The sequence below is a fragment of the Daejeonella oryzae DSM 19973 genome, from assembly GCF_000422945.1.
Taxonomy (GTDB): Bacteria; Bacteroidota; Bacteroidia; order Sphingobacteriales; family Sphingobacteriaceae; genus Daejeonella; species Daejeonella oryzae.
The window spans coordinates 1,409,105-1,435,096 of record NZ_AUHA01000002.1 but is presented as its reverse complement, the minus strand read 5'-3'; the positions used below and the strand labels follow the sequence as shown (position 1 = coordinate 1,435,096).

Genomic DNA, 25,992 nt, shown 5'->3' with positions numbered 1-25,992 from the left:
TGAAATTTTAACTTAAAAAATATAGTTATGAAAACACATAAATTATCGACAACCATTTTTTTAACTATCTTAATAACAGTTTGTCTTTCGTTGGGCGCTTGTGAAAAAGAAATAACAAATATACCGGACGGGACGTCGTTTATCCCGGATGCATCACAATTAGATAATGGTCCGAATAGCTGGACCCGCAAAGCTGATTTTGGAGGAACAGGCCGTGATGATGCCGCGGGCTTTAGTATAGGCAACAAAGGTTATATTGGAACAGGTGCTGGAACAGGTTCTGACAGAAACTTTGGATTTCTCGAGGATTTTTGGGAATATGACACTGACACTAAAGCCTGGTCTCAAAAAGCGGACTTTGGAGGAGGCCTCCGAGCTAATGCAATAGGTTTTAGCATAGGCAATAAAGGATATATTGTAACTGGTGTTGGTCTAAATTCCGATAGTACTGATTCCGAATATAAAACTGATTTCTGGGAATTTGATCCCGGGGCAAATATATGGACCCGGAAAGCTGATTTTGGACAAACCGGTCGTGGTCAGGCTGTAGGTTTTAGAATAGGTAACAAAGGATATGTTGGAACCGGTTACTCAGATCCAGTTCAATTAAAAGATTTCTGGGAATATGATCCGGGCTCAAATACATGGACCCGTAAAGCGGACTTTGGAGGAGGCTTCCGAAGTGGAGCAGTAGGTTTTAATATACTCAATAAAGGATATATCGGAACTGGCGGTACAAATGATTTCTGGGAATATGATCCGGTCACCGATAAATGGACCATGAAAGCTGCATTTATGGGTGAGGCTCGCCAAGCGGCAATCGGATTCGGTATTGGTGCTAAAGGCTATATTGGAGGCGGTTTAAACTCATTTGCTACCCCATCGGATTTTTGGGAATATAACCCGGTCAGCGATATATGGAAGCAAAAGGCTGATGTTCCAGATGATGGTGGTTATCGCGCTAGTGCAGTCAGTTTTAGTATAGGGAACCACGGATTCGTTGGGACAGGAGCTAATTTCCCTGACGGTAAAAAAGATTTCTGGCAATATACACCTTCTGACACTATCCCTGTTTACCACGGCATTAAACAAGAGTTTCAGTATAATGTGGATAATAAAGTAATAAATGATTTTACGGAACACACGTATAACGTGAACAGCACCAAAATTGGGTTTTTAGCGGAAGCAAAAATAAAGCGATTCTTTAAAGGTAAAATTAAAAGCATCAAAGTAATTCTGGTAAGCGGCCATGCCGACGATGAGGGCTTTGTGGGCAAGCGAAAAGTGACAGTACCGGTCAATCCCAATAACACCGGTTGTTTTGATGGAGGAGATGTTCGTGAAGAAATAGATGTAACTGATCAGGTTAAGATTACTGATTCCGGGCAAAATGCAGTTTTATATTTATGTGCCAAAGAAACTTGTCAATTCAATGGTGTTACCGGATGGGGCAGCGATAATGGACCGCATCCCAACGCCAGGTTTCAGTGGATTGTGGAACTAGAATAAGTTATTTGTCGAATCAAGAATGCAGCTGATTGTTTTTGCAGCTGCATTCCTTTTTGCCATTGGCCGGACTATTTACCGTTATAAGGCTGTGTAATACCATTCCGCTCGGCGGGATTTGCAACCGGTGCGAGTTATAAGAGGCAACAATATTCTTCTAATTTTAATACCAGCACATATATATCAAAGTGGGAAGGCTTGCGGTATCTAAATAAATATGGCCAAAAAACCCTTACAAACAAAGAACCCCTCAAAACTTAATTTGAAGGGTTATCATTTGCTCCCAAGCCTGGACTCGAACCAGGGACCCTCTGATTAACAGTCAGATGCTCTAACCAGCTGAGCTACTTAGGAATTTCTGGTTAACAAATGCTTTTGAAAGCGTTTGTCCCGTTTGGGAATGCAATAGTCGGAAATTAAAATTATTAATGCAATATTTGCGGAAAGATTTTTTAAAAAAAATTTATGAGCTTAGTTGTAATTGGTACTGTGGCCTTTGATGCCATTGAAACTCCTTTCGGAAAAACAGACAAAATAGTGGGCGGAGCGGCTACATACGCAAGTTTAGCGGCTTCCTACTTTTATAATAAAGTAAAAATTGTCTCTGTGGTGGGCGATGATTTTCTTGAGGAAGACATCGAAGAAATCAAAAATCACGGCATTGATGTAGAAGGATTGCAGATAAAAGAAGGCGAAAAATCATTTTTTTGGGCCGGAAAATATCATAATGACATGAATAGTCGGGATACTTTGGTAACAGACCTGAATGTTCTTGCCGATTTTGATCCGATTATTCCTGAAAATTATCAGGATTGCGAATACTTACTTTTAGGTAACCTGACTCCCCAAATTCAGAAAAAAACGATTGAGCGTTTTAAAAACCGTCCGAAATTAATTGTTCTGGATACGATGAACTTCTGGATGGATGTAGCTTTAGAAGATTTACTGGAAACGATTAAGATGGTTGATGTATTAACCATTAACGATGCCGAAGCACGCCAATTGTCGGGAGAGTACTCTTTGGTTAAAGCTGCCAAAAAGATCCTAAAGATGGGACCTGAATATCTGATTATTAAAAAAGGAGAACACGGAGCTTTATTATTTCACGGGGATAAAATTTTCTCTGCTCCTGCCCTGCCGCTGGCCGACGTTTTTGATCCAACCGGAGCCGGAGATACTTTTGCCGGTGGTTTTATTGGCTACATGGCGAAAGTAAAAACCATTAATTTCAACAATATGAAAAACGCCATCATTTATGGCTCAGCCCTGGCTTCGTTTTGTGTAGAAAAATTTGGTACCGAAAAAATTAAAAATTTAACCGATTTTGAAGTTGCAGCCCGTTTACAGGAATTTGTAAGCCTGAGCAATTTTGTAATCGAACAGTAAATATTCTTATTCCTCCTGATTAACAGACTGAGTTCGGTCTTAATTAATCAGGAGGTTTTCAACTTCCCGATTACTTTAAATTTTTCAAAAACAGCTTCAGTGTGCGGAGCGTCTTTCAGTTCGTCTGTGAGATCCTGGCCGGCCCAATGTTCATAATGCATTCCTTTTCGCCATAAGCGGCTGGCAGAAACATCGTAAATTAAGCTCTTGTAAGCAACCCAAATCTCTACCTTATCCTGTCCGTTGCGTAAAGCTAGCTGAGATTTACTGTATTCTTTAAAATCCATCAGCTGTTTAATTTCTTCCAGCTACGGAAGTATTCAAAGAACATTATATTCATTAGCAACAATGACATCGAATAAAAATGATCTTCGAAAGGAATGGTTCCGATCCTAAAACTCATATTCTGCTGATTATTATACAACACAATGGGGATGGAAGTCAGAATTCCGTTTACAATATAAAAGGGAATCAGAGAAATCAGGAATGCAAGATAAAACCTGCTTAAATAATTAATTTTAGCAATGTATTGTGCATAAACCAATACTACAGCCAGCAAACCGAAAGTGATTAGGGTGTAAACTTTGTCGTAATAAAACAATAACAATATCGCCGAAAGGCCTATTAACGCCAAGCTAATATAGACTGATACATTTTTTAACAAATCCCTTTTAATATAATAATTAAGGCATTCATAAATAAAAATACAGGCAAATGGTACGGTAATGAAAAATAAAATTTCCTCTATTGGCAGATTTAAGAAATACCATCCAATTACATACCCGTTATTAAACGACCATACATCTTTAATGGTAAAGATATAATCCCAGGCTAAAAACATTAATCCGGTTAAAATCAAGCCCGGAAATATGAATTTCCAATTTTTATAGAACTGAACCCGTTTATCGAATGAAAGCAGGATGGGGAAAATGATTGTTAAGAAATTAATTAACAGATAGGAATACTTCATTAATAATTCTGGCTAAACAAACTTTTTAAGAACAAGCAAATCTGCCGGACTGCAGCGTTTCGATTCAATCATAAACCTGGCAATACTATTGACCAGCGACTGATCTGCTACCCCAAAACTTCTGTTTTTAAATTGCCTGATAATTTCTCTGCGGTCTTCATCGAGCTCTTTACTGTAACCTAAAAAAGCCGGGGTGTAATGCTGAATTGAAAAACGCATGAACCGAATTTCCATATTCGAAGGGTCTTTACTTACTGCACTTTTAAGCGTTTTCTGAGCTTGTGCAACGTATTTTAATTTATGATACGGATTCCAGGCATGCTTTGCTTTCAGAGCTTCCAGGGTTCCGACATAAGCCAATAACAACGGCGTTTTTGACTTTTTATTTATCAGTTTGGCATACAAAGAATCGGTTACCTTCGGACTTTCAACCGCCCGGTACATCGCCTCTTTAATACTTAGTATTTCTGAGGGGTTACTATTTTCAGAAAAGGCGCTCATATGAAAAAAAACCAAACAGAAACTCAACAGTATAAATCTCATATTTATAATACATTTAACTTTATCTTAAGCACAGCCTGTGCCATAAGCAGCATCTTTTTCTGATCTGAAACACGGATACGCTTTTGTGCCACTAAATTAGCGGGCGTACTTTTAATTTTATCAAAAAGAGCACAGTAATATACATATGCTATATAAACACCCTTTCGACTGGAGGCTGGCAATTGTTTAATGCCCTCAAGAGCATGATCAAAATCAATTTTAATTTCATTTTCAATCTCTCTTTTATCGGCCTCGGTAAAATTTGCAAAGTCTACACTGGGAAAGTAAGTTCTCCCGCGGTCCTCGTAGTCTGACTGTATATCCCGCAGAAAGTTTATTTTCTGAAAAGCTGCACCCAAACTGCGGGCTGTAGGAATAAGTCGGTCATGTAGTACCTGATCACCTTCACAAAACACTTTTAAGCACATTAAACCAACAACTTCGGCAGATCCGTAGATATATTCTTTATAGGATGAATCGGTATAACTGGTTTTATCAAGATCCATTTCCATTGAATTTAAAAAAGCCTCTATCAAGGGATAATCTATAGAATACGTATTCACAACCTGCTGAAAAGAGTGTAAAACAGGATTAAGGCTTATTTTATTATGGATAGCTTCAAAAGTTTTTGCTTTAAAATCGCTGATAAGGTAAAATTTATCATGATCATGAAACGTATCTACAATTTCATCTGCATATCTCACAAAGCCGTAAATGCCGTAAATGGGATAATGAAACTTTTTAGCAAAAGCCCTGATGCCGGAACTGAACGAGGTACTATATTTTTGGGTGATAATTTTACTGCACTCAAAACATGTTTCGTTGTATAAATCCATCATAAGTTCGGGAAGCTATTTAGCCAAATCTACGAAAAAGGAGAGTTTATAAGCCTTGAGTATTTAAACATTCGGATTATTATCTTTAGGGCAACAAATGGATAAAAAACAAATCGCCGTTATCGGCTCAGGCTTTGCCGGATTGGCCGCGGCAGCTCTTCTTGCAAAAAAGGGTTTTGATGTAAGTATTTATGAAAAAAACGATCAGCCCGGAGGAAGAGCAAGGGTATGGGAAAAGGATGGTTTCCGATTTGACATGGGTCCCAGCTGGTACTGGATGCCCGATGTTTTCGAAAATTATTTTGCCCTTTTCGGCAAGAAGGTAAGTGATTATTACAACCTGATCCGGCTCGATCCCGGTTACCGCATTTATTTTGCTGAAGATGATGTGATGGATATTCCGGCCGGCATGAAAGAGCTGGAAGAGCTTTTTGAATCTCTGGAAAAAGGAAGCGCTTTAAAATTGCGTGCTTTCCTGAAGCAGGCGGAGTATAAATACAAAGTGGGCATGGGGCAATATGTTTTTCGTCCCTCCCATTCTATTACCGAGTTTATTGATCTGCGTCTAATCCGCGAAAGCTTTAGAATTCAAATGCTCACCAGCATGAGCAAACATGTACGTTCTATTTTCAAAAATGAAAAACTGATTAAACTTTTGGAATTTCCTGTGTTATTTTTAGGAGCAACGCCTCAAAATACACCGGCGATGTACAGCATGATGAATTATGCTGACCTTTCTTTAGGAACGTGGTATCCGCAGGGCGGGATGAACGAAATTGTGAAAGCCATGGTTTCTGTTGCGGAGGAAGCCGGAGTGAAATTTCTTTTAAATGAGGAAGTTCTGCGGATTGATGTAAAGAATGCAAAAGCTTCAGGAATTGAAACCAATACAGGCTTTTATGCTGCGGATATGGTAATTGCCAATGCGGATTATCAGCATGTGGATCAAAAACTTCTTGAAAAACCGTATCAAAGTTATTCTCCAAAATACTGGGACAGCCGTACTCTTTCTCCATCAAGTCTGCTTTTTTATATTGGATTAAACAGGAAAGTGGAAGGTATTAAGCATCATAATTTATTTTTTGACGAAGATTTTGAATTACATGCTCAGGAAATTTACACAAAACCGGCATGGCCTTCAAAGCCCCTGTTTTATGTTTCCTGCACCTCTCAAACAGATCCGGAAGTGGCGCCCGAAAACAATGAGAATTTATTTTTCCTGATGCCAATTGCTCCGGCTTTGAAAGATGATGATGCTACCCGGGAATATTATTTCGACTTAATGATCAGCCGCTTTGAGAAACTTACAGGGCAAAGCATCAGGGATGCAATTATTGTAAAAAGAAGTTATGCTTTGGACGATTTTTCGAAGGATTTCCACTCTTTTAAAGGGAATGCATATGGGCTTGCAAATACATTAAGCCAAACCGCATTTTTTAAACCGAAAATGAGATCTAAAAAAGTTCAAAATTTATTTTTTACAGGTCAGCTGACTGTTCCGGGACCGGGAGTACCGCCTTCTATCATTTCGGGGCAGGTAGTTGCTGCTGAAGTAGAAAAATATTTTGTGTAAATTCCTGTATGAATTAATCTACAGACGTCATGAAATTTTTAAAGATTTTCTTATCAATCATTGTAGCTCTGGCTGCAATTTTTTTCATTGGCGGAATGTTTCTGCCTAAAACGTATCGTGTAAGCCGCTCTATTAATATTCAGGCGCCTGATACTATAATCTATACCAACATTTCTGATTTTAATAAATTCGTTAAGTGGAGCGTTTGGAGTCTGCGGGAACCATCTGCAGATATCAGGATTGCTGGCATTCCTTCCCAGCCCGGGCACACGTATAACTGGAGCGGTGAAGAATCCGGTAAAGGTAAAATGGAGATCATGAATGTTCAGCCATTTTCCTCGGTAAATTTTCAGCTCACATTTACCGATCCTTTTAAAAGCATAGCTCAAAATAATTTTAAATTAAGCCCTTCATCTAAAGGAACTACAGTTATATGGGAAATGAGCGGAGTTAATACCAATGCTATGGAAAATTGGATGGGCCTGTTTATGGACCAGATGATAGGCAAAGATTTTGAGGAGGGACTTAAAAATCTGAAACAACTTTCAGAAAAGAAATAAACTATAAAAAGCAAAGGGCCAGGTGTAAACCTGACCCTATTATTATTATGATGTTTAGAAAGGGGCTCTTTAATCGAGTTCTGCGTAAGCTACTTTTTTACAAGCTGTATCGTAAGGCTTTAATCCTTTTTTTAGAAGCTTGCGTGCTACGTGAATTCGTGTTTTAACTGTCCCTATCGGGATTGTAAGATGATCTGCAATTTCATGGTATTTATGGCCTTCGAAATACATTGTAAAGGGAACATAATATTCCTGAGGAAGCTTGCTCATGGCGTTTTTAATATCATCCATGATAAATTTTGACTCTCCCTGATTTTTAGTTGAGCTGAATACCAGGTTAGCAGAAGATATATCATCAGACTTGGTTACAAAAGAACTGATTTTTACAAAGCGGCGATAGTTATTTATAAACGTATTCTTCATGATGGTATATAACCATCCTTTTAAATTGGTTCCTTCCTTAAACTTGTTATAGTATGTGATGGCTTTTAACATAGTATCCTGCACTAAGTCATTAGCGTCGTCGGCATCATGAGTGAAATGAAGAGCGTACATTTTTAATGAACTCGCTTGCCGCATAACCAAGGTGTTGAATTCGATTTTAGTCATTTTGTTTAGGTTTTAGGTTTAGGTAAACAAATAGTTTTTCGTATTCAAAAAAACAACATGTTGTTTAAGTAGAATGTATTTAAATTTAAACAAACCCTGTGCCTATTCACAGACTAATCTCAAACTTTATGAAATATGTGATGCAATTGTGTAAATACTGTGTGAGTTTCTCTACGTATTTATACCTTAAAAAATATTCACTTCGCGTTCCAAGATAATATTGAAGCGTTTCCTAACATCATTAATTATATCTTCAGATACATTTAATACTTCAATACCAGTGGCTTGACCATGATTTACCAGTACCAGGGCCTGATTTTTCCATGTACCGGTATTTTTTACAACCCGGCCTTTCCAGCCACATTGTTCAATTAACCAGCCAGCTGCAAGCTTCACCTGGTCATTGCCTATTTTATAGAATACAATGTCTGGAAAAATAGACTGCAATTGTTCAAATTGGTTTAAAGTGACCAATGGATTTTTAAAGAAGCTGCCCGCATTCCCTATCGTTGCAGGATCCGGAAGCTTACTTACCCGGATATGAGATACCACTTCAGAAATATCTTTTATACCCGGATTAAAAATGCCTCTCTTTTGAAGTTCCTGGGTGATGGCTCCATAACTTACCTGGGGATGAAATTCAGCGGATAGCTTATACGTAACTTCAGTAATAATATATTTTCCTTTTAAGTTGCCTTTAAATATGCTGTCGCGATAATTGAACTCACACTCCTCTCTGGAAAATATTCTGATTTTCCCGGAAGAGATTTCAAATGCTTTGCATGAATGAAAAACATCCTTCAGTTCAACTCCATAAGCACCAATATTCTGAATGGGCGATGCCCCTACAGATCCGGGAATGAGACTCAGGTTTTCCATTCCGGCCAGATGATGGTCTACACAATAATTTACTAGATCATTCCATACTACTCCGGCCCCGGCCGTCACCAATATTTCATTTCCTACAGATTCTTTCCGGATGCCGGGAATACTGATGCGGATAACCAGGCCCTCAAAATCTTTAGTAAAAAGGATATTACTTCCACCTCCCAAAATGAGCCGCTCAACAGAATTCCATTTGGCATCACTAAATAGTTCTGTCAGATCAGCCTCGCTGCATATTTCGGTAAACCATAAAGCACGAGCTTCAACCCCGAAGGTATTCAGAGATTTTAACGAATAATTTTCGTGGATAGAGATCATAAAGAATGAATAAAACGGTTGAGATTATTTTCTAAAGTATTTTCTGGAAGCGCTTAGCAAGCCGAATTCCGAAGCAGGCATTTTGGAAAGCGACTTGTGATGAATTTTATGCGCCCGTCTGATTCCTAATAAATAAGTATTGGAAGTTTTGAAAGATTTAAACCGGTTATGAATAAAACCGTCATGAAATATAAAATAAATGATTCCGTAAAGCGATATTCCGGAGCCTATCCAGAATCTGTAATCAAAAATTTCCCTTCCCTTATACATCAGCAGTAATGCTGCAAAAGCAAAGGCCAGACTAAAAATATCATTTAATTCAAAAAATGTATGCTGCTTGCGGTGGTGCGTTTTATGTATAAACCATAACGGACCATGGAAAAGATATTTATGAATTATCCATGAAAATGCTTCCATCCCCGCAAGGGTTATTAATACTATAAGCGTATTCTGGAGTACTGACATAGATTAAATACGGAGAATTGCTGAGGTGCGATTACACCTCAGCAATTTTTGATTAAATATGGATAGCCCTGTTTTCTGTAGCGGCCATACTGGCTTCTCTGAATGCTTCAGTATAAGTTGGATGTGCGTGGGAAATACGTGCAATATCTTCTGCTGATGCACGGAATTCCATGGCGACTACCGCTTCGGCAATTACGTCTGCAACGCGGGGACCGATCATGTGAACTCCTAAAATTTCGTCGGTATCGGCATCGGCCAAAACTTTGATAAACCCTTCGGTATCCATGCTTGCACGAGCCCGGCCACTTGCTTTGAAAGGAAATGAACCGCTTTTATATTTTTTGCCCTGATCTTTCAACTGTTCTTCGGTATAACCTACACTGGCTACCTCCGGCCAGGTGTAAACTACACCAGGTATTAAGTTGTAATTGATATGAGGTTTTTGACCTGCAATAACTTCTGCAACAAAGGTTCCTTCATCTTCGGCTTTGTGAGCCAGCATGGCACCTGTAATTACATCACCAATTGCATAAATTCCCGGAATAGAGGTTTCCAGATGATCATTTGTTGGGATTTTATTTCCTCGATCTTCCGTTTTGATGCCTACATTTTCTAATCCAAGTCCTGCAGTATAAGCTGTACGACCGACGGCTACCAGACAATAATCTCCTTCGATAATAACTTCATCGCCTTTGGCATTATTGGCCGTAACCGTAACCGTGTTTCCTTTTACACTTGCTCCTGTTACTTTATGACTTAGTTTAAATTCCATTCCCAGCTTTGACAAGGATTTTTGGAGTTCTTTACCCAGAGTTTTATCCATTGTGCTGATTATAGAATCCATAAATTCTACTACAGTAACTTTTGAACCCAAACGGGCATATACTGAACCCAGCTCCAAACCAATTACTCCTCCACCTATCAGTACCATATGTTTTGGAATTTCCTTAAGATTCAGGGCTTCAGTAGAAGTGATTATGCGTTTGCCGTCGGTTTTTAGAAAAGGTAATTCTGTAGGTTTTGATCCGGTAGCTATGATTACATTTTTGGAGGTTACAGTTTCTTCTTTACCGGCATCTGAAGTTATTTTAACTGTATTTTTATCTACAAATGATCCTGTCCCCTGGTAAGAAGTTATTTTATTCTTTTTGAAAAGAAAAGCGATGCCACCGGTAGTTTGCTCTACAACTTCATTTTTCCGCTTTACCATTTGGCTCAGATCAGGCTTCAAATCTTTCAGATTTATACCATGCTCCTTAAAATTATGGAGCGCATTATGGTAATGTTCTGTAGAATCTAACAAAGCTTTTGATGGGATACATCCCACATTTAAGCAGGTACCTCCGAAAGTGTTATATTTTTCTATAATGGCTGTTTTCAAACCTAATTGAGCACAACGGATTGCGGCAACATATCCGCCCGGTCCGCTGCCTATTACTACTACGTCGTATTGCATGTAAGGAGATTTTAAATCGCGTTAAAGTTATGAATTATCAAATCCTTAGAAAAATATGGATGATCTTATTTATCAATAGTTAATTAGTATGATTATCCGGCACAATCAAATCACAAAGAAATTACTGACAAGCTTCATGCACAACAACTAAACGAAATTTGGAAATGCTTGAGTTTGCTTTAACTTAGCCTAGCAATAAACTTAAAAAGAGTATGAAAAAAATCTTTCTATTATTATTTCTTATCTGCAGCCTCCCGGTGCTGGCGCAGATAAACCAAGATTCTTTATATATACGTGAGAATTATGACAAAGTGGAAAAGTACGTTCCTATGAGGGATGGGATCAAACTTTTTACTTCTATCTATACCCCAAAAGATAAATCGAAAAAGTACCCGATCATGTTAAACCGTACTCCTTATACGGTTTCACCATACGGAGAGAATCAATATAAAACGAGCCTCGGACCTTCTATGCTTTTTGCCCGTGAGGGATATATTTTTGTGTATCAGGATGTTCGCGGCAAATGGATGAGTGAAGGGGAATTTGAAGACGTAAGACCGCACAACCCTAAAAAAAAATCAAAAAAAGATATTGATGAAAGCACTGATACGTATGACACTGTTGACTGGCTTGTAAAAAATCTTAGTACAGATAACGGCAGGGCAGGTATTTATGGAATTTCTTACCCGGGATTTTATGCTACAGCTTCTTTACCCGGCGCTCACCCTGCATTAAAAGCAGTTTCTCCGCAGGCTCCGGTTACAGATTGGTTTATAGGTGATGATTTTCATCATAATGGTGCGTTTATGATGATTGATGCATTTTCATTTTACTCCAGTTTTGGTGTTCCAAGACCAGTACCAATAACTCCGGATAAAGGGCCAAAGCCCTTTAAGTTTCCGGTTCAGGACAACTACAAATTTTTTATGGATCTGGGACCTTTGAAAAATGTTAAGGCCAAATATTTTGCAGACAGTATCAAGTTCTGGAATGACCTGATGGCTCATCCGAATTATGACTCATTTTGGAAAGCCCGCAATATTCGTCCTCAATTAACCAATGTAAAACCAGCAACCATGGTAGTCGGCGGATTTTTTGATGCAGAAGACACCTTCGGAGCTCTACGTACCTACGAAGCCATCGAAAAACAAAATCCTAAAAACCGGAATATGCTGGTGATGGGCCCATGGTTTCACGGCGGATGGGCAAGAGGAACGGGTCAGTATTTTGGAGACATAGATTTTGGACAGGCAACAAGTACCTGGTATCAGCAAAATGTAGAATTTCCTTTTTTCCAGAATTTATTAAAAGATAAGCCTTCGGCAAATCTTCCCGAAGCAATGATTTTCATAACAGGATCTAATGAATGGAAAAAATTTGATACCTGGCCTCCAAAAAATGTAGCCCAGAAATCGCTTTATTTCCATGCCGACGGAAAATTATCATTTGATGCTCCTTCTGCGGATGAAAGTTTTGATGAATACATTAGTGATCCGAACAAACCGGTACCTTATACAGACGGAGTGCATTTAAGACGTACCCGCGAATACATGATCAATGATCAGCGGTTTGCATCCCGCCGTCCGGATGTAATGGTTTATCAAACAGAAATCCTGACGGAAGACATAACCCTTGCTGGCGAGATAATAGCTAAATTAATGGTTTCCACCAGCGGAACAGATGCCGACTATGTTGTTAAATTAATAGATGTATATCCGGATGATTATCCCAACAATGACCCAAATCCAATGAATGTGCAAATGGGTGGATACCAAATGCTGGTTCGCGGCGAGGTGATGCGTGGAAAATTCAGAAACAGCTTTGAGAAACCGGAGCCTTTTGTTCCTAACCAGATCACTGAAGTGAAATACAATATTCCTGATGTAGCCCATACCTTTAAAAAAGGCCATCGCTTAATGATTCAGGTACAGAATTCATGGTTTCCTCTGGTTGACCGCAACCCTCAAAAATTTCTGGATATTTATAATGCAGATGAAAAAGATTTTCAAAAAGCAACTCATCGAATTTATCACGAGGGAAAAAACGCATCTTCATTACAGGTTAGCGTACTAAACTAACCAGCTTATTTAAACTAAACCTGACGGTGGAATATTCTATGTTTGTATTAGAAATTCCATCGTTCTTTTTCTAAAAAAGATCAAAAAGACTTTAGATTTTAAATAAGCATTTTATAAAAATCTCAGAATGAAAAAACAACTGCTCCTTATAACCCTGTTAATCCTTGCTAAAACTTATGGTTTTGCTCAGGATATTCAGCAACAGGCATTTTCACGTGCCGATTCTTTACGTGGAAATTTAACTGCATTGCGTAACTGTTATGATATAAATTATTATCATTTGGATGTGAAGGTGGATAATGATCAAAAGTACATCAGCGGCTCTAACTTGTTTAAGTTTACAGCCACAGAGGATTTCAGCAGACTACAATTTGATCTTTTTGAGAATCTGGAGATTGACAAAGTTGAATTTCAGGGGAAACCTTTAAATTTTAAAAGAGAATTTAATGCTGTTTTTGTTGATTTCCCACAGGTAATAAAAAAAGGTTCCTCAGAACAATTTACGGTATACTATAAGGGAAATCCGGTGATTGCAAAAAATGCTCCCTGGGATGGTGGCTTTGTTTTTTCAAAAGATAAATCGGGTAAACCATGGGTGGCGGTGGCCTGTCAGGGTTTTGGCGCCAGCTCCTGGTGGCCTACAAAAGATCACCAGTCTGATGAAGTAGACAGCATGCTTATAAGTGTGGCTGTACCTCCGGGTTTAACTGATGTAAGTAACGGCCGTCTTCGCTCAAGCAAAAAAATGGCTGATGGTTTTACCCAGTTTAATTGGTTTGTATCGTATCCCATTAATAATTATACTGTTTCGGTAAACATTGCTGATTATGCTCATTTCTCTGATACGTTTGCCGGAGAAAACGGAAATCTGGACCTCGATTTTTACGTATTGCAGGAAAACCTGGAGAAGGCTAAAATACATTTCAATGCCGATGTAAAGCCAATGCTTACCTGTTTTGAAAACTGGTTTGGCCCTTACCCGTTTTACCGGGATGGTTATAAACTGATAGAAACTCCTTATCTGGGCATGGAACATCAAAGTGCGGTGGCCTATGGAAATAATTATTTAAAAGGTTACCGTGGTCGGGATCTTTCAGGAACGGGATTGGGGATGACCTGGGATTTCATCATCGTTCACGAAAGCGGACACGAATGGTTTGGCAACAATATCACCTCGAAAGATATTGCCGATATGTGGATGCATGAAGCTTTTACCATGTACTCGGAAGGTTTATTCGTGGAGTGCAAAAATGGGAAAGAAGCGGGCACAAAATACATTGAAGGAGTCAGGCAAAGCATCCGTAATGATAAACCCATTATCGGACCTTATCATGTAAATACAGAAGGCTCCGGTGATATGTATTATAAAGGAGCAAATATGCTGCAAACTATCAGATCAGTAATTAATGATGATGTGAAATGGAAGCAAATATTGCGGGGTTTAAATTCTGAATTTGGATTGAAAACGTCTGAATCAAAAGATATTGAGAATTACATCATCGAAAAATCGGGAATTAAGCTTCAACCCATATTTGATCAGTATTTGAGAACAACCAAAATCCCGGTTTTGAATTATAAAATATCCGGAAAAAAGCTGTCATACAAATGGGATAATGTTATTGACGGCTTTGATATGCCTGTATTAATTAAAGCTGGCAATAAAGATATTTTGCTGCATCCTGGTCAGCAAATCAAAACAGAAAGAATCAATTCAAATTCAATTTCTATCTCTAACGGCTTTTATGTAAACTCTAAGAAAGAGACCCGCTAAGGTTTTTTCAAACATCCAAAGATGCGATCACTGATCTGTGATCGCATCTTATTTTTTCTGCAAATAATTTAGATGCTGATGCAACTTCTGTAGTAGTGATGTCGTCTTATTATCGACAAGCCATCATTGATTTCAAATTGATTTCAATCTGGCAAACACAGTTTAAACAGAATTAAAAATTATTCGGATGAAAACGTTAACACTCTCTTTTGCACTTTCGGCTGTATTACTTGCAACATCAGTAACCAGCAGCTCGGCTAACACCTTATTAACCATTCACAATAGCAAAAAGATTTTATCGACCGAAGAGCGTCAGGTTTCTGGTTTTAATGGAATTTCTTCTTCGGGAAGTTATGATGTAAAGGTTAAAATGGGTGCCTCAGAAAGTTTAAAACTCGAAGGTGATGAAGATTTATTGAAAGATATTGAAACAGTGGTAGAAAACGGTGTTCTAAAAATCCGCAACAAAAAACACAATACAGGCTGGAACTGGAAAAGAAATTCGGGAAAAGTAACTGTTTATGTAACTGCAAAATCACTAAATAGCATTACACTGAGTGGTTCGGGAGATATTAAAGTTGAGGGGACCGTTAAATCAGAAAAATTAACGAACACTTTAAGCGGCTCAGGAAGCATCTCTTTAACTGCCAACGCAAATGAATATTTGGGAAACATTAGTGGTTCCGGTAAAATGATGATCAGCGGTAACGCCAAACATGCCATTATCAAGATTGGCGGTTCCGGGAATTTTGAAGGGCGCAATTTCAGTACTATAGATTCGGATGTTAAAGTTAGCGGCTCCGGAAATGTGAGCATTAAGGCAGAAAAAACCCTGGATGCCATGGTAAGCGGATCGGGGAATATTCGCTACAGCGGCAATGCTCAGGTTAGCAAAATCAAAAACGGCTCAGGGAATATTACAAAAATGTAATTAGCATCAGTTACGGTTTATATATAGTGTCCGGTATGAACTATCGGACACTTTTTTTTCGGATTAAAATTGAAATCCAAACAACCAGTAATTCTGTAGAAAAAGAAAATGATGACTTGCTTTATCTACTTCATTTCTTCCGGTAGTATGCACATTATTCAGATTGGTATAACCCCCTTCTAAATTTCCCTGGAAATATAAATCTCTGCTGAATTTAAATTTCAATCCTGCATTTGCAGATGCCGCCCATCCGGCTACGTTTAATTTATTATTATCTCCTACTGTAAACAATCGTACATCAGCACGGGGAATAATAAGTCCGCCCGACAAGCCGCCGGTAAACTTTAACGAGGATTTACCTTTCGCAGAAGTCCAGATTTCATCCTGTCTTTGTGCCCCTAACTTAATATAATTCAGGCCATCTGTGTATTCAAGGGTTAAAAAATCGGGATTAATGGTTATCGTTTCTCCACTATAAACACCTTGATATTGTCCGCTTGAAATAGATGGATTCGAAACGGAAGATTCAATAAACCCGTTAATAGGAACCTGCTGCGGAACATCCATCACATATTTCATATGATCCCAGCCTAAAATAACACTGTATTTTTCATTCAGAGAATAACCCACATGAAAGTTGTATTGTAAACTTCCTTTGTAGGGCTGATCCTGAGCTTTTACATTTTGCAACGTAAAATCATAGCCATTACCACGAAACCGAATATCCGTTTTGCTGTAATCGGACCAGTTAAATCCGGCTTGAACGAACCATTTGCCGGATTTTTTAATTTCAGGAAAATTATCACTTACTCCAGTCACACGGCTGCTGTCTGAAGCCGGACTAGCTCCTGCTGATAATAAAGACGCTAAATAGATAATTACGAGCAGAAAAAATCGCTCTTTCATTTTTATTGAATTTTAAATATTGTTGAAATTTTTCTCTTAATAAGAGTTTATACAAATTTAAAAAATCATTAAAAAATAAGCATCCGTATTAATACGAATATTTGTTAAAAAAAAGTCAAAAACGATGCTGAATTGTTAATAATTGCTTTGTCGTTTGAGGTTTTTTGAACCTGACAAATTATATCGCAAACTAAATGCTTGCTGATTATCCACTTCGCCCTCTAAAAAATGAAATGAGAATATGAACTGACCTTCTATGTTTTTGTATTTGATTGGAGTATAAAAAAAATCAGACCTGTTATAGGTTTTGGCAGTATAAAACTGATCGCCATAAATAAGCTGGTGGCCATTGCCCTGATAAAAGGAATTGCTGAAAGCAAAACGCTTATAGGCGGCGTGCATTTCAAGTAAATATCCTTTTGGAGTTTGCCAGTCGCTAACGTTGCGGGTACGTTCAAAAGACATGACACCTCCGATATTAAAAGTGAGGCTATCCAGTAAAGTTTTATCGCTAAGATCTATTCCAAGTTTTATAGCGGCAGCACCATTATCCTGAATATGATCTCCGGGAATATCAATACCTGGCCCTGCATTGTGAAACATCATGGCATAGTGCTCTGTAAAAAATATTCCGGTTTGATATTTACCGGAAATGCCGAACAGAAATGTTTCTCTATCCAGATCAGTTTGCCTGCTGGTCCAGTCTATCCAAACTTTTTCATTTCCATGGCGGGTTTGAAATTTAGCCAGCATACCTTCTATATTGGGACGATAATACGTGAGTGTATCTTTAAAAATAACCCGGGGATAATCTGTTAATAAATTTTGTCTGGGAAACGAGCCGATATAAAAATCCCATTTATCTTTCTGATACTGGTAATAAATTACGGGATCTATTTTAGCAGCAAATTTTGGAGAACCAAACTCATGCAGCGCATTAAAGCCCACCCGGATGCGGTGAACAGAGTCAATGAGTAGGCCAATTTCGGGAGAAAACCGGGCTCCGAAAATGGTTTGCGAAAACCTGTTGGAATTTGCGTATTCCCTATTATCAGCAAAAGCATGCAGAGAAATATTTCCTTCAAGGTGCTGGGCATTTATCGAAACCAGGCTTGTAACTAAGAGAAAAACAGTTAAAATATATTTCATTTAGGCTATTATATTTTTAATTGATGGTAACAGGTATCATCCGGCTATTTCTTGAACCGGGGAAAGGGTCTGTTCTTATTGAAAAAATCAGTTTATACTCACCTGATTTTACCGGAGACCGGATGACGGCCGAGATCTCTGCTGATTCTTTTGAGGCTATTATCAATTTATCGAAATTACTAATTACCGGCTTGAATTCGTTAATCTTTCCCTTTTCCATAAAGCCGAATTCCAGAAAACAGTCCCATTTCTGGTTTTTATTAGAAAAGCTGATACTCTGATTATACGGATTGTAAATTTTCAATTTAAGTTTCCTGAAGCTGGAAGCCTTCCAGAAATTCCCGGGAAGCTGTGTACTTATATCTACCTTTTGAAACAGGCGAACATCATCAATCCATCTGCCGTAAAAATCGCCTTTGGAGGTTAGAATAGTGTCTTGAATCACTTTTACGCCATGACTTTCAGAGTTTACATAATACACCTTTTTGTTTCTCAGGCTATCTTCAAGAGGCCATATGTCAAACTGATTTTTACGGTAATACCGACTGTCGTAAGCAAATCCTGATAAGGTTCTATTGTAAAAATTATATTGGGATGCTTCCTGAAAACCTCCCAAAATAACTACCGGCTTATCAGCCGCTAAAGATTTAATCTGTTTAGCCCAGTTTTCGGCGCCATAATAATAAGCCACCTGCTTAAAATTCTGAATCCCCGGCAAGGGAATAATAACCACCAGACGCATTATTAAAATAACCGCAATATTGACAAAAGCAAGCTTATAGAACCAATTAAGAATTTCAGTTTTTTGAGAGATGTAAATGAAACTCAGAATGAATAATGGAGGAAATGCAATGAGCGTCCAGTGAGGTTCTACCCTGCCTTTGAAAGTGCTCAGTAAAAAGAATAAAAAGATGCCGTAAAAATTAAATTTTATAGCCCTGATAAAGATATCTTTATTTGAAACCGATACTGCCGATTTATACAAATACCACCCTACCAGCGGACCTGCAATTAACAGCTGCCCCAAAAGATAATCGCTGGTATATTCAAATTTGTAAGGTTTTGCAGATCGATCAATCAAATGATAATATATAGAAGGATATCCATTTTGAATTTGCCAGTAAATATGAGGGGCAAACAAAATAACAACCAATAGAATAATCAGGTAAAATGAGGGCCTTTTAAATAGTTTTAAATTGGACAGAATTGTAAAGAAAACCAATAAAACGCCATGGTATTTACTGTAGAACATGGCCGCAATAATTAACGACAGCCAGATTGCTAAGGTAATCTTATCTTCTGCGGCATAGCGCTGATAAACGTAGAAGAAAAGTATACTAAAAAAGAATAAGGGAGAATCTGGTGTGGTGATAAATCCATAAATATGGAAAATAAGTATGGAAGAGAAAAGGATTATAAAGAGCTTTACATCCGTTGAATATTTTCTTAAAATCTGCCATAATAAGTAGACTGAAAGGGTATTGCTGATGATTGTGAGTAAACGCAATCCAAATTTGGACTGAAACAGTGCATCGCCCGCTTTGATAAAAAAAGCAACCATGGGCGGATGATCAAAATATCCCCAGTCCGGAAAACGGGAATAGATCCAGTAATAGGCTTCATCCGGATGGAGTTCCATGAAACCTGCCTGAACGGCATTAATCAGCGTCCAGCCAAATAAAAAAATAACGAACAGATTGGATGAGTTCTTAAGTTTTTGATCCATCAATATCTATTTATCCGGCAAAAGTGTAAAGGTAATTTGCAAAAAAATTCCAGACAGATACAATGGCAATCGCAAATACTTTTGACAGATAGAAATTAAACTTAAGCTTATCATTAAAAAGGTAGATGAGCAGATTATTTAAAACCAACCCAATTAATGCAATTCCAAAAAATTTTCCAAACTGCAGCAATTGCGCCTTATCATGGCTTTGGAAAGTCCAGAATCTGTTTAATATATAATTTGATATAGTTGCCGCAGTAAAACCAAGCGAATTGGCTACATATTTCTGAATCTTAAGTTTTTCTTTGCACAGAAACGTTATTCCAAAATCAACAAAAATTCCCGAGAAGCCCACTATTCCAAATTTGACGAATTTCAGAAAGAATTCTGCGTTGAAATCTGCGGTGGACATGCTTAGAATCAGATTTTAAAATAGTAGCTAAAAAATAACCCCGTTAACGGGGTTATTTTTATGAGATCAATTAAACGCCCAATAATAATCTGGCCGGATCTTCTAATAATTGTTTTACCCGAACTAAAAATCCGACAGATTCACGACCGTCTATAATCCGGTGGTCATAAGATAAAGCGATGTACATAATCGGTCGAATTACAACCTGACCATTTAAAGCCACCGGGCGCTCCACAATATTGTGCATTCCAAGAATTGCAGATTGCGGGGCATTTATAATTGGAGTAGACATCATCGAACCAAATACGCCACCATTGGTAATGGTAAAGGTTCCGCCGGTCATTTCTTCCAGTGTTAACTTGCTTTCGCGAGCTTTTCCGGCAAGTTCCATTACCGCTTTTTCTATTTGAGCCAAACTCATAGAATCTGCATTACGAATAATAGGAACAACTAAACCTTTCGGCGCTGAAACTGCTATAGAGATATCAGCAAAATCATTGTAAACAATTTCTTCACCATCTATACGAGCGTTTACTGCCGGGAAATCTTTCAGGGCTTCGCAAACTGCTTTGGTAAAGAAGGACATAAAGCCTAAACCAACACCAAATTTCTCTTTAAACTTATCTTTATATTTAGATCTGATTTCCATAACCGGCTGCATATCTACTTCATTAAAAGTAGTCAGCATGGCCGTTTCATTTTTAACAGTAACCAGTCTTTTTGCTACGGTTTTGCGAAGCGAAGACATCTTTTCGCGACGTTCTGCTCTTGCTCCGGCAACTGCTGCAGGTTGAGGCGACGTAGCGGCAGACTGTGGTTTTGCAGCTTCTTTCTTCTCAAATTTTACTGCATCTTCTTTAGTGATGCGGCCACCGGGACCAGAACCATTTACAGAAGAACTATCCACACCTTTCTCAGCCAAAATTTTAGCAGCGGCGGGTGATGGAACTCCGGAAGCATACGTTTCCGGTTTTTCAGCAGGTTTTTCTTCTGATTTCTCCGGTGTTTTTGATGAAGTTGATTCTTCTGATTTTGAAGCAGAAGCAGCAGGAGCTGCGCCCCCTTCTTCAATCTGGCAAACTGTTGCTCCGATTAAAAGTGTGTCACCTTCATTTGCAATAGTTTTTAAAGTTCCTGCTTTTTCGGCCGTTAATTCGAAAGTGGCCTTGTCCGATTCCAGTTCTGCAATCACTTCATCCATCTCTACATAATCACCGTCTTTTTTTATCCAGCTGGATAATACTACTTCTGAAATAGATTCACCTACTGGCGGAACTTTGATTTCTAAACTCATATGGTTTTGATTATATCGTTTTAGTCAATATTAACAGCTTTGTCAGTTGCTTTTTGAATTTGTTTTTTAATCTCAGGACCAGCAGCATCTTCAAACGCCTTGCCAATAATACTTAATTGTTGCGCAATATGCTGTTTGGCATATCCGGTGGCGGTACTGCTGCTTTCCTTACGGGATATAAGTTTAAAATTAAATTCTGATTCACGGAATTTACGGCTGATAAAAGGCCATGGACCCATGTTTTCAGGTTCTTCCTGAACCCAAACAAATTGCTTGGCTTTTTTATATTTTGCTTTAATTTCGTTCAACTGATCATACGGAATAGGATATAGCTGCTCTAAGCGCACAATTGCCACATCTTTACGCTTGTCTAGTTGCTGTTTATCTAAAAGATCATAATAAATCTTACCCGAGCAAAATAATACACGTTTAACATCAGCCGCTTTTACAAACGAATCATCAATAACTTCCTTAAAACCACCAGAAGTAAATTCATCAAGTTTACTTACGCAAGCCGCACTTCTTAATAAACTTTTCGGTGTAAAAACAACTAAAGGTTTACGGAAGTCACGTTTGAGCTGGCGTCGTAGTAAATGGAAAAAATTAGCCGGAGTTGTTGCATTTGCAACCTGAATATTTTCGCTGGCACACATTGCTAAAAACCGCTCAATCCGGGCTGATGAATGCTCCGGTCCCTGACCTTCATAACCATGCGGAAGCAATATAACCAATCCGTTAGAACGCTGCCATTTAGTTTCTGCACTAACAATAAATTGGTCTATAATAATTTGGGCGCCGTTAAAAAAGTCACCAAACTGAGCTTCCCAAATAATTAACGATTGCGGATTAGCTAATGCATATCCATATTCAAATCCCAAAACACCGTATTCAGAAAGATGGGAATTGAAAATATCGAATTTAGCTTTTCCACCTTCCAGCTGGGCTAAAGGAACATATTCTTCTTCAGAATCTTCCAAAGTCAAAACTGCATGACGATGAGAAAATGTACCGCGTTCCACATCCTGTCCGCTTACACGCACCCTAAATCCTTCTTCAAGCAATGTTCCATAAGCCATTAATTCGCCCATGGCCCAGTCAAATGTTTCATTTTCAACCATGCGCTTACGGTCTTCAAATAATTTCTCAATTTTTCTGAAAAACTTCTTGTCGGATGGAAGACTGGTGATTTTATTTGCGATTTCCAGGAAATCAGATTTTGAAACAACCGTATCAGAAGGCTGGATCAAATCCTGGGGAGTAGCTAAGCGTAGACCTTTCCAGGCACCAGAAAAAACAGGATTCACTTCTGAGAAATCTTTGTCTTCCTTGGATTCATTCAGGCGTTCCTGAAGCATGGCCCTGAAGTCTTTCTCCATTTCCTTTGCCAGGTTTGCATCAACACTTCCCTGATCCATGAGTTTTTTGTTATAAATCTCTCTTGGGTTGGGGTGTTTTTCTATGGCTTTGTACAATAATGGCTGTGTAAATTTTGGCTCATCAGATTCATTATGGCCATAACGACGATAACATAAAACATCTATAAATACATCATTATGATATTTCTGACGATATTCCACTGCCATGTTGATGGCATAAACCAATGCTTCCACATCATCTCCGTTTACGTGGAAAACAGGTGAAAGCGTAACTTTTGCAAGATCTGTACAATAAGTAGAAGACCGGGCATCTTTAAAATTGGTAGTAAAACCAACCTGATTATTAATTACCAGATGAATTGTTCCGCCGGTTTTGTAACCATCGAGTTTAGCCATCTGCAAAACTTCATATACAATTCCCTGACCTGCTAAAGAAGCATCGCCATGAATTAAAATCGGAGCTATACGTTTATAATCTCCATCGTATTTAAAATCTATTTTAGAACGCACCATTCCCTCAACCAGAGGATCCACTGCCTCCAGGTGAGAAGGATTTGGACATAAGCTCAAATGAACTTTTTTACCGGAAGCTACCTCTACATCGGTTGAAAAACCAAGGTGATATTTCACATCTCCACCAAATGGAGAATTAGCATCGTATCCCTTACCTTCAAATTCAGAAAAGATATCTGTATAGGTTTTATTCATGATGTTGGCAAGCACGTTCAAACGACCGCGATGCGCCATCCCAATAACAAATTCTTCTATACCTAAATCAGCACCTTTTTCTATAATAGAATCAAGTGCCGGTATTACAGACTCCGCACCTTCCAAAGAAAAACGCTTCTGGCCCAAAAATTTTGTTCCCAGAAAATTCTCGAAAACTACAGCCTGATTTAATTTCCTGAGTATTCTCTTTTTAGTATCGATAGAAAATTTTGGCGTATTACGCTCGCTTTCCATCCGTTGCTCAAACCATTTTAACTTTTCGGGACTACGGATATATTTATATTCGGCTCCAATTGACTGGCAGTAGGTTTGCTCCACCAGTTCTACTATATCACGAAGTTTAGCCGGGCCTAATCCTACTTCAATTCCTGCACTAAATACGGTGTCCAGATCCTGGTTGTTTAAACCGAAAGTTTCCAGTTCTTTACCCGGAAAATACGGGCGGCGCTGGCGCACAGGATTTGTTTTTGTAAAAAGATGGCCGCGTTCACGATAGCCGTTAATCAGATTCAGAACATTGATTTCCTTCAAAAAATGATCAGGAGTTTCTACTGAAACCGTACCGGCTTCAGATCCCCTGCCAAAGTCAAAACCTTCAAAAAATTTCTGCCAACCAAAATCCACTGAGGAATTATCTTCTTTATATGATTGATAGAGTGAATCTATGTAGTCAGCACTTGCGTTGCTGATGTAAGATAATTTATCCATTTAAATAATATCTATTGCGGGACAAAAATAAGATTTTAAGCCTAGAAACAGCTAAAAGAACGAGTGAATTTCAATTTTTTAAACAGCTTAATTATTAGCAGAGAAGTTATCCGGCTTTTAGCTTTTTTAATAACTAAATATAATTCACTGATTGGAGAAAGAGATCCGCCCGATTTTAAATTCCTTAAGTAAAGAAAACAGGGAGTTATTATGCGAGATAATATTAATAGGACACAATTTCAGAAAGAGGATTTGGGTATGATTTTCCGATAGTTACCTGATAATCTGCCAGTCTATCTGCAGGCAATTTCCAGGGTTCGTGAATTTTGCCTAAGGGAATATTTTTAAGCTCCGGAATCCATAATCGCACATAATCTCCTAAAGGATCGTATTCTCTGGCCTGTTTCAACACATTAAAATATCGGTTGTCTCGCGGATCATTTCCAACTCCTGCTACATAAGCCCAGTTTCCCCAGTTACTTGACGGACAATAATCAATCAGTTGCTCCTCAAAATACGCTGCTCCCCAGGTCCAGTTAACTTTTAAATCCTTTATCAGAAAACTCGCCACATTTTGCCTGCCACGATTACTCATAAATCCGGTTGCATTTAATTCACGCATGTTGGCATCTATAAATGGGATTCCGGTTTGCCCGGATTTCCAGCATTCAAATAATTCAACCTGATTTTCTGCCTCTTCCGGGTAAGAATCTTTAAATCCTCTTTTTTGGAAAAATTTATTTCCGTGTTTTTTAAACATAAAGCGAAAATAATCCCGCCATAATAGTTCAAAAGATAACCAGTAAGTAGAATCATTTGCAATACGCTCACGCTCGTATTTTTTTATTTCCCAATAAATTTCTCTCGGCGATAAGCAACCAAGGGAGAGCCAGGAAGAAAATTTGGAGGAATAATCAGATCCAATTAATCCGTTTCGGGTATTTTTATAATTTTTTAAAGAATCCGTATCCCAGAAATATGATTTCAAGCGGGCTGTACCATTTGATTCTCCTCCTTTAATTTCAATAGCCGAACGCGGATCGGCAACCGGCTTTTGGGTAAATCCAAGCTCGTAAAGATCCGGAACTTTGGAACTTTCCAAATTGGCGGGCTTGCGGATAATTTGAGGTGTTTCAAAACAAGGCTTTACCCTGCTTTCACGTTCTACCTTTTTTCTGAAAGTGGTAAAAACATCCGGAATATCTTTTATCGGGAATGGCAGATCTTCTTTATGATATAATGTATGCCCGATAAAGTGTTTCAGGTTGATTTTTTGTTTCCACAGAGCCCGTTCAACGTTCTCTGAAACTCCTGTTTCTTCTGAAGCCACTTCGCGGTGGTGATACACTTCACAGACTTTATATTTTTGAACCAGAGCCGGAATGATCTCTTCGGGTAAGCCTTTAGAGATCAATAAATCCCCTCCTAATTGTTGTAACGATTGTTTCAGATCAGCAACACTTTCAAGCAGAAATTGGGCTCTGAAAACACCTGTTTTTAATGTATTAAACGAGGCTGGTTGAAAATGACGTTCATCAAAGCAATAAAAAGGAATAACGAAATCTGCTTTGCGGCTTGCTTCGAGCAAAATTTCATTATCATGAATTCTTAAATCTTTTCTGAACCAAACTAAAATAGTTTTATCACTCATCCTAATTCATAAAATTTTTAAAGCTAAACCAATTACACATTATTGATCCACGTCTAATTATATAATTAAAAATCGACATAACTGTCAATTCCGTAATTCATTTAATATTTAATAAGCAAATAATCCATAAATCCATTTCAAAGTAAGCACATAA

Annotated in this window: 22 protein-coding genes and 1 tRNA gene; 7 read left to right on the top strand and 16 right to left on the bottom strand. The window is 38.3% G+C overall.

Annotated features, from left to right (window positions below):
• The first annotated feature begins 27 nt into the window (after positions 1-27).
• Positions 28-1,509 carry a Kelch repeat-containing protein gene (locus tag G521_RS18250; protein WP_051189526.1) on the top strand — a complete coding sequence of 494 codons (1,482 nt, stop codon included), beginning with the start codon at positions 28-30 and terminating at the stop codon, positions 1,507-1,509.
• Positions 1,510-1,786: 277 nt separating this feature from the next.
• Here the strand turns inward: G521_RS18250 and G521_RS0106655 are convergent.
• A tRNA-Asn gene (locus tag G521_RS0106655) sits at positions 1,787-1,860 on the bottom strand.
• A gap of 111 nt (positions 1,861-1,971) precedes the next feature.
• On the opposite strand from G521_RS0106655, the gene G521_RS0106650 reads away from it, so the two are divergent.
• Positions 1,972-2,892: a PfkB family carbohydrate kinase gene (locus tag G521_RS0106650; RefSeq protein ID WP_026897850.1), complete on the top strand. Its 921-nt coding sequence runs from the start codon at positions 1,972-1,974 to the stop codon at positions 2,890-2,892.
• A 47-nt stretch (positions 2,893-2,939) separates the two neighbouring features.
• Here the strand turns inward: G521_RS0106650 and G521_RS0106645 are convergent, their stop codons facing one another.
• The 4 genes from G521_RS0106645 to G521_RS0106630 are packed head-to-tail and all read right to left on the bottom strand — an operon-like array spanning position 2,940 to position 5,244.
• Positions 2,940-3,179, bottom strand: a complete 240-nt coding sequence (locus G521_RS0106645) for a cytochrome b5 domain-containing protein (protein ID WP_036678278.1) — start codon at positions 3,177-3,179, stop codon at positions 2,940-2,942.
• Complete coding sequence (locus G521_RS0106640) at positions 3,179-3,862, bottom strand: lycopene cyclase domain-containing protein (protein ID WP_026897848.1); 684 nt, start codon at positions 3,860-3,862, stop codon at positions 3,179-3,181. The genes G521_RS0106645 and G521_RS0106640 overlap by 1 nt, the downstream gene beginning before the upstream one ends.
• A gap of 12 nt (positions 3,863-3,874) precedes the next feature.
• Positions 3,875-4,405 carry a hypothetical protein gene (locus G521_RS17710; RefSeq protein ID WP_155975685.1) on the bottom strand — a complete coding sequence of 177 codons (531 nt, stop codon included), beginning with the start codon at positions 4,403-4,405 and terminating at the stop codon, positions 3,875-3,877.
• Positions 4,406-4,407: 2 nt separating this feature from the next.
• Complete coding sequence (locus G521_RS0106630) at positions 4,408-5,244, bottom strand: phytoene/squalene synthase family protein (RefSeq protein WP_026897847.1); 837 nt, start codon at positions 5,242-5,244, stop codon at positions 4,408-4,410.
• A gap of 94 nt (positions 5,245-5,338) precedes the next feature.
• On the opposite strand from G521_RS0106630, the gene G521_RS0106625 reads away from it, so the two are divergent.
• Positions 5,339-6,814 carry a phytoene desaturase family protein gene (locus tag G521_RS0106625; RefSeq protein ID WP_026897846.1) on the top strand — a complete coding sequence of 492 codons (1,476 nt, stop codon included), beginning with the start codon at positions 5,339-5,341 and terminating at the stop codon, positions 6,812-6,814.
• Positions 6,815-6,843: 29 nt separating this feature from the next.
• A complete protein-coding gene (locus G521_RS0106620) occupies positions 6,844-7,374 on the top strand; it encodes an SRPBCC family protein (protein WP_026897845.1) in 531 nt (176 codons plus the stop codon).
• A 69-nt stretch (positions 7,375-7,443) separates the two neighbouring features.
• Here G521_RS0106620 and G521_RS0106615 read toward each other — a convergent pair whose 3' ends face one another.
• From G521_RS0106615 to lpdA, 4 genes are all read right to left on the bottom strand, one after another.
• Entirely contained in the window at positions 7,444-7,983 is a 540-nt protein-coding gene (locus tag G521_RS0106615; RefSeq protein ID WP_026897844.1) for a sigma-70 family RNA polymerase sigma factor, read from the bottom strand.
• 186 nt (positions 7,984-8,169) lie between these two features.
• Positions 8,170-9,186, bottom strand: coding sequence for a UDP-N-acetylmuramate dehydrogenase (gene murB / locus G521_RS0106610; RefSeq protein WP_026897843.1), 1,017 nt, complete (start codon positions 9,184-9,186; stop codon positions 8,170-8,172).
• A 24-nt stretch (positions 9,187-9,210) separates the two neighbouring features.
• On the bottom strand, positions 9,211-9,651 hold the full coding sequence (locus G521_RS0106605) for a sterol desaturase family protein (protein ID WP_026897842.1): 441 nt from the start codon (positions 9,649-9,651) through the stop codon (positions 9,211-9,213).
• A gap of 52 nt (positions 9,652-9,703) precedes the next feature.
• Positions 9,704-11,107 carry a dihydrolipoyl dehydrogenase gene (lpdA, locus tag G521_RS0106600; protein ID WP_026897841.1) on the bottom strand — a complete coding sequence of 468 codons (1,404 nt, stop codon included), beginning with the start codon at positions 11,105-11,107 and terminating at the stop codon, positions 9,704-9,706.
• A gap of 212 nt (positions 11,108-11,319) precedes the next feature.
• On the opposite strand from lpdA, the gene G521_RS0106595 reads away from it, so the two are divergent.
• The 3 genes from G521_RS0106595 (at position 11,320) to G521_RS0106585 (ending at position 15,887) form a co-directional block, all read left to right on the top strand.
• Complete coding sequence (locus tag G521_RS0106595) at positions 11,320-13,185, top strand: CocE/NonD family hydrolase (RefSeq protein ID WP_026897840.1); 1,866 nt, start codon at positions 11,320-11,322, stop codon at positions 13,183-13,185.
• Positions 13,186-13,312: 127 nt separating this feature from the next.
• Entirely contained in the window at positions 13,313-14,956 is a 1,644-nt protein-coding gene (locus G521_RS0106590) for a M1 family metallopeptidase (protein WP_026897839.1), read from the top strand.
• Between the two features lie 187 nt (positions 14,957-15,143).
• A complete protein-coding gene (locus G521_RS0106585) occupies positions 15,144-15,887 on the top strand; it encodes a head GIN domain-containing protein (protein ID WP_036678271.1) in 744 nt (247 codons plus the stop codon).
• A 63-nt stretch (positions 15,888-15,950) separates the two neighbouring features.
• Here the strand turns inward: G521_RS0106585 and G521_RS0106580 are convergent, their stop codons facing one another.
• The 7 genes from G521_RS0106580 to G521_RS16635 all read right to left on the bottom strand — a co-directional run bounded on the left by G521_RS0106580 (position 15,951) and on the right by G521_RS16635 (position 25,838).
• Positions 15,951-16,793, bottom strand: a complete 843-nt coding sequence (locus tag G521_RS0106580) for a hypothetical protein (RefSeq protein ID WP_026897837.1) — start codon at positions 16,791-16,793, stop codon at positions 15,951-15,953.
• Positions 16,794-16,928: 135 nt separating this feature from the next.
• On the bottom strand, positions 16,929-17,942 hold the full coding sequence (locus tag G521_RS0106575; RefSeq protein WP_026897836.1) for a hypothetical protein: 1,014 nt from the start codon (positions 17,940-17,942) through the stop codon (positions 16,929-16,931).
• Between the two features lie 16 nt (positions 17,943-17,958).
• The gene (locus G521_RS16640; RefSeq protein WP_036678268.1) at positions 17,959-19,668 is read right to left on the bottom strand and encodes an ArnT family glycosyltransferase; all 1,710 of its coding nucleotides are present in this window, start codon (positions 19,666-19,668) and stop codon (positions 17,959-17,961) included.
• A 10-nt stretch (positions 19,669-19,678) separates the two neighbouring features.
• Positions 19,679-20,080, bottom strand: a complete 402-nt coding sequence (locus tag G521_RS0106565; protein ID WP_051189523.1) for a GtrA family protein — start codon at positions 20,078-20,080, stop codon at positions 19,679-19,681.
• 70 nt (positions 20,081-20,150) lie between these two features.
• Positions 20,151-21,374 carry a 2-oxoglutarate dehydrogenase complex dihydrolipoyllysine-residue succinyltransferase gene (odhB, locus tag G521_RS0106560; RefSeq protein ID WP_026897834.1) on the bottom strand — a complete coding sequence of 408 codons (1,224 nt, stop codon included), beginning with the start codon at positions 21,372-21,374 and terminating at the stop codon, positions 20,151-20,153.
• Between the two features lie 20 nt (positions 21,375-21,394).
• A complete protein-coding gene (locus G521_RS0106555) occupies positions 21,395-24,187 on the bottom strand; it encodes a 2-oxoglutarate dehydrogenase E1 component (protein ID WP_026897833.1) in 2,793 nt (930 codons plus the stop codon).
• A 223-nt stretch (positions 24,188-24,410) separates the two neighbouring features.
• Positions 24,411-25,838 (bottom strand): DASH family cryptochrome, encoded by a 1,428-nt coding sequence (locus G521_RS16635; RefSeq protein ID WP_036678266.1) that lies wholly within the window; start codon positions 25,836-25,838, stop codon positions 24,411-24,413.
• Positions 25,839-25,992 lie beyond the last annotated feature (154 nt).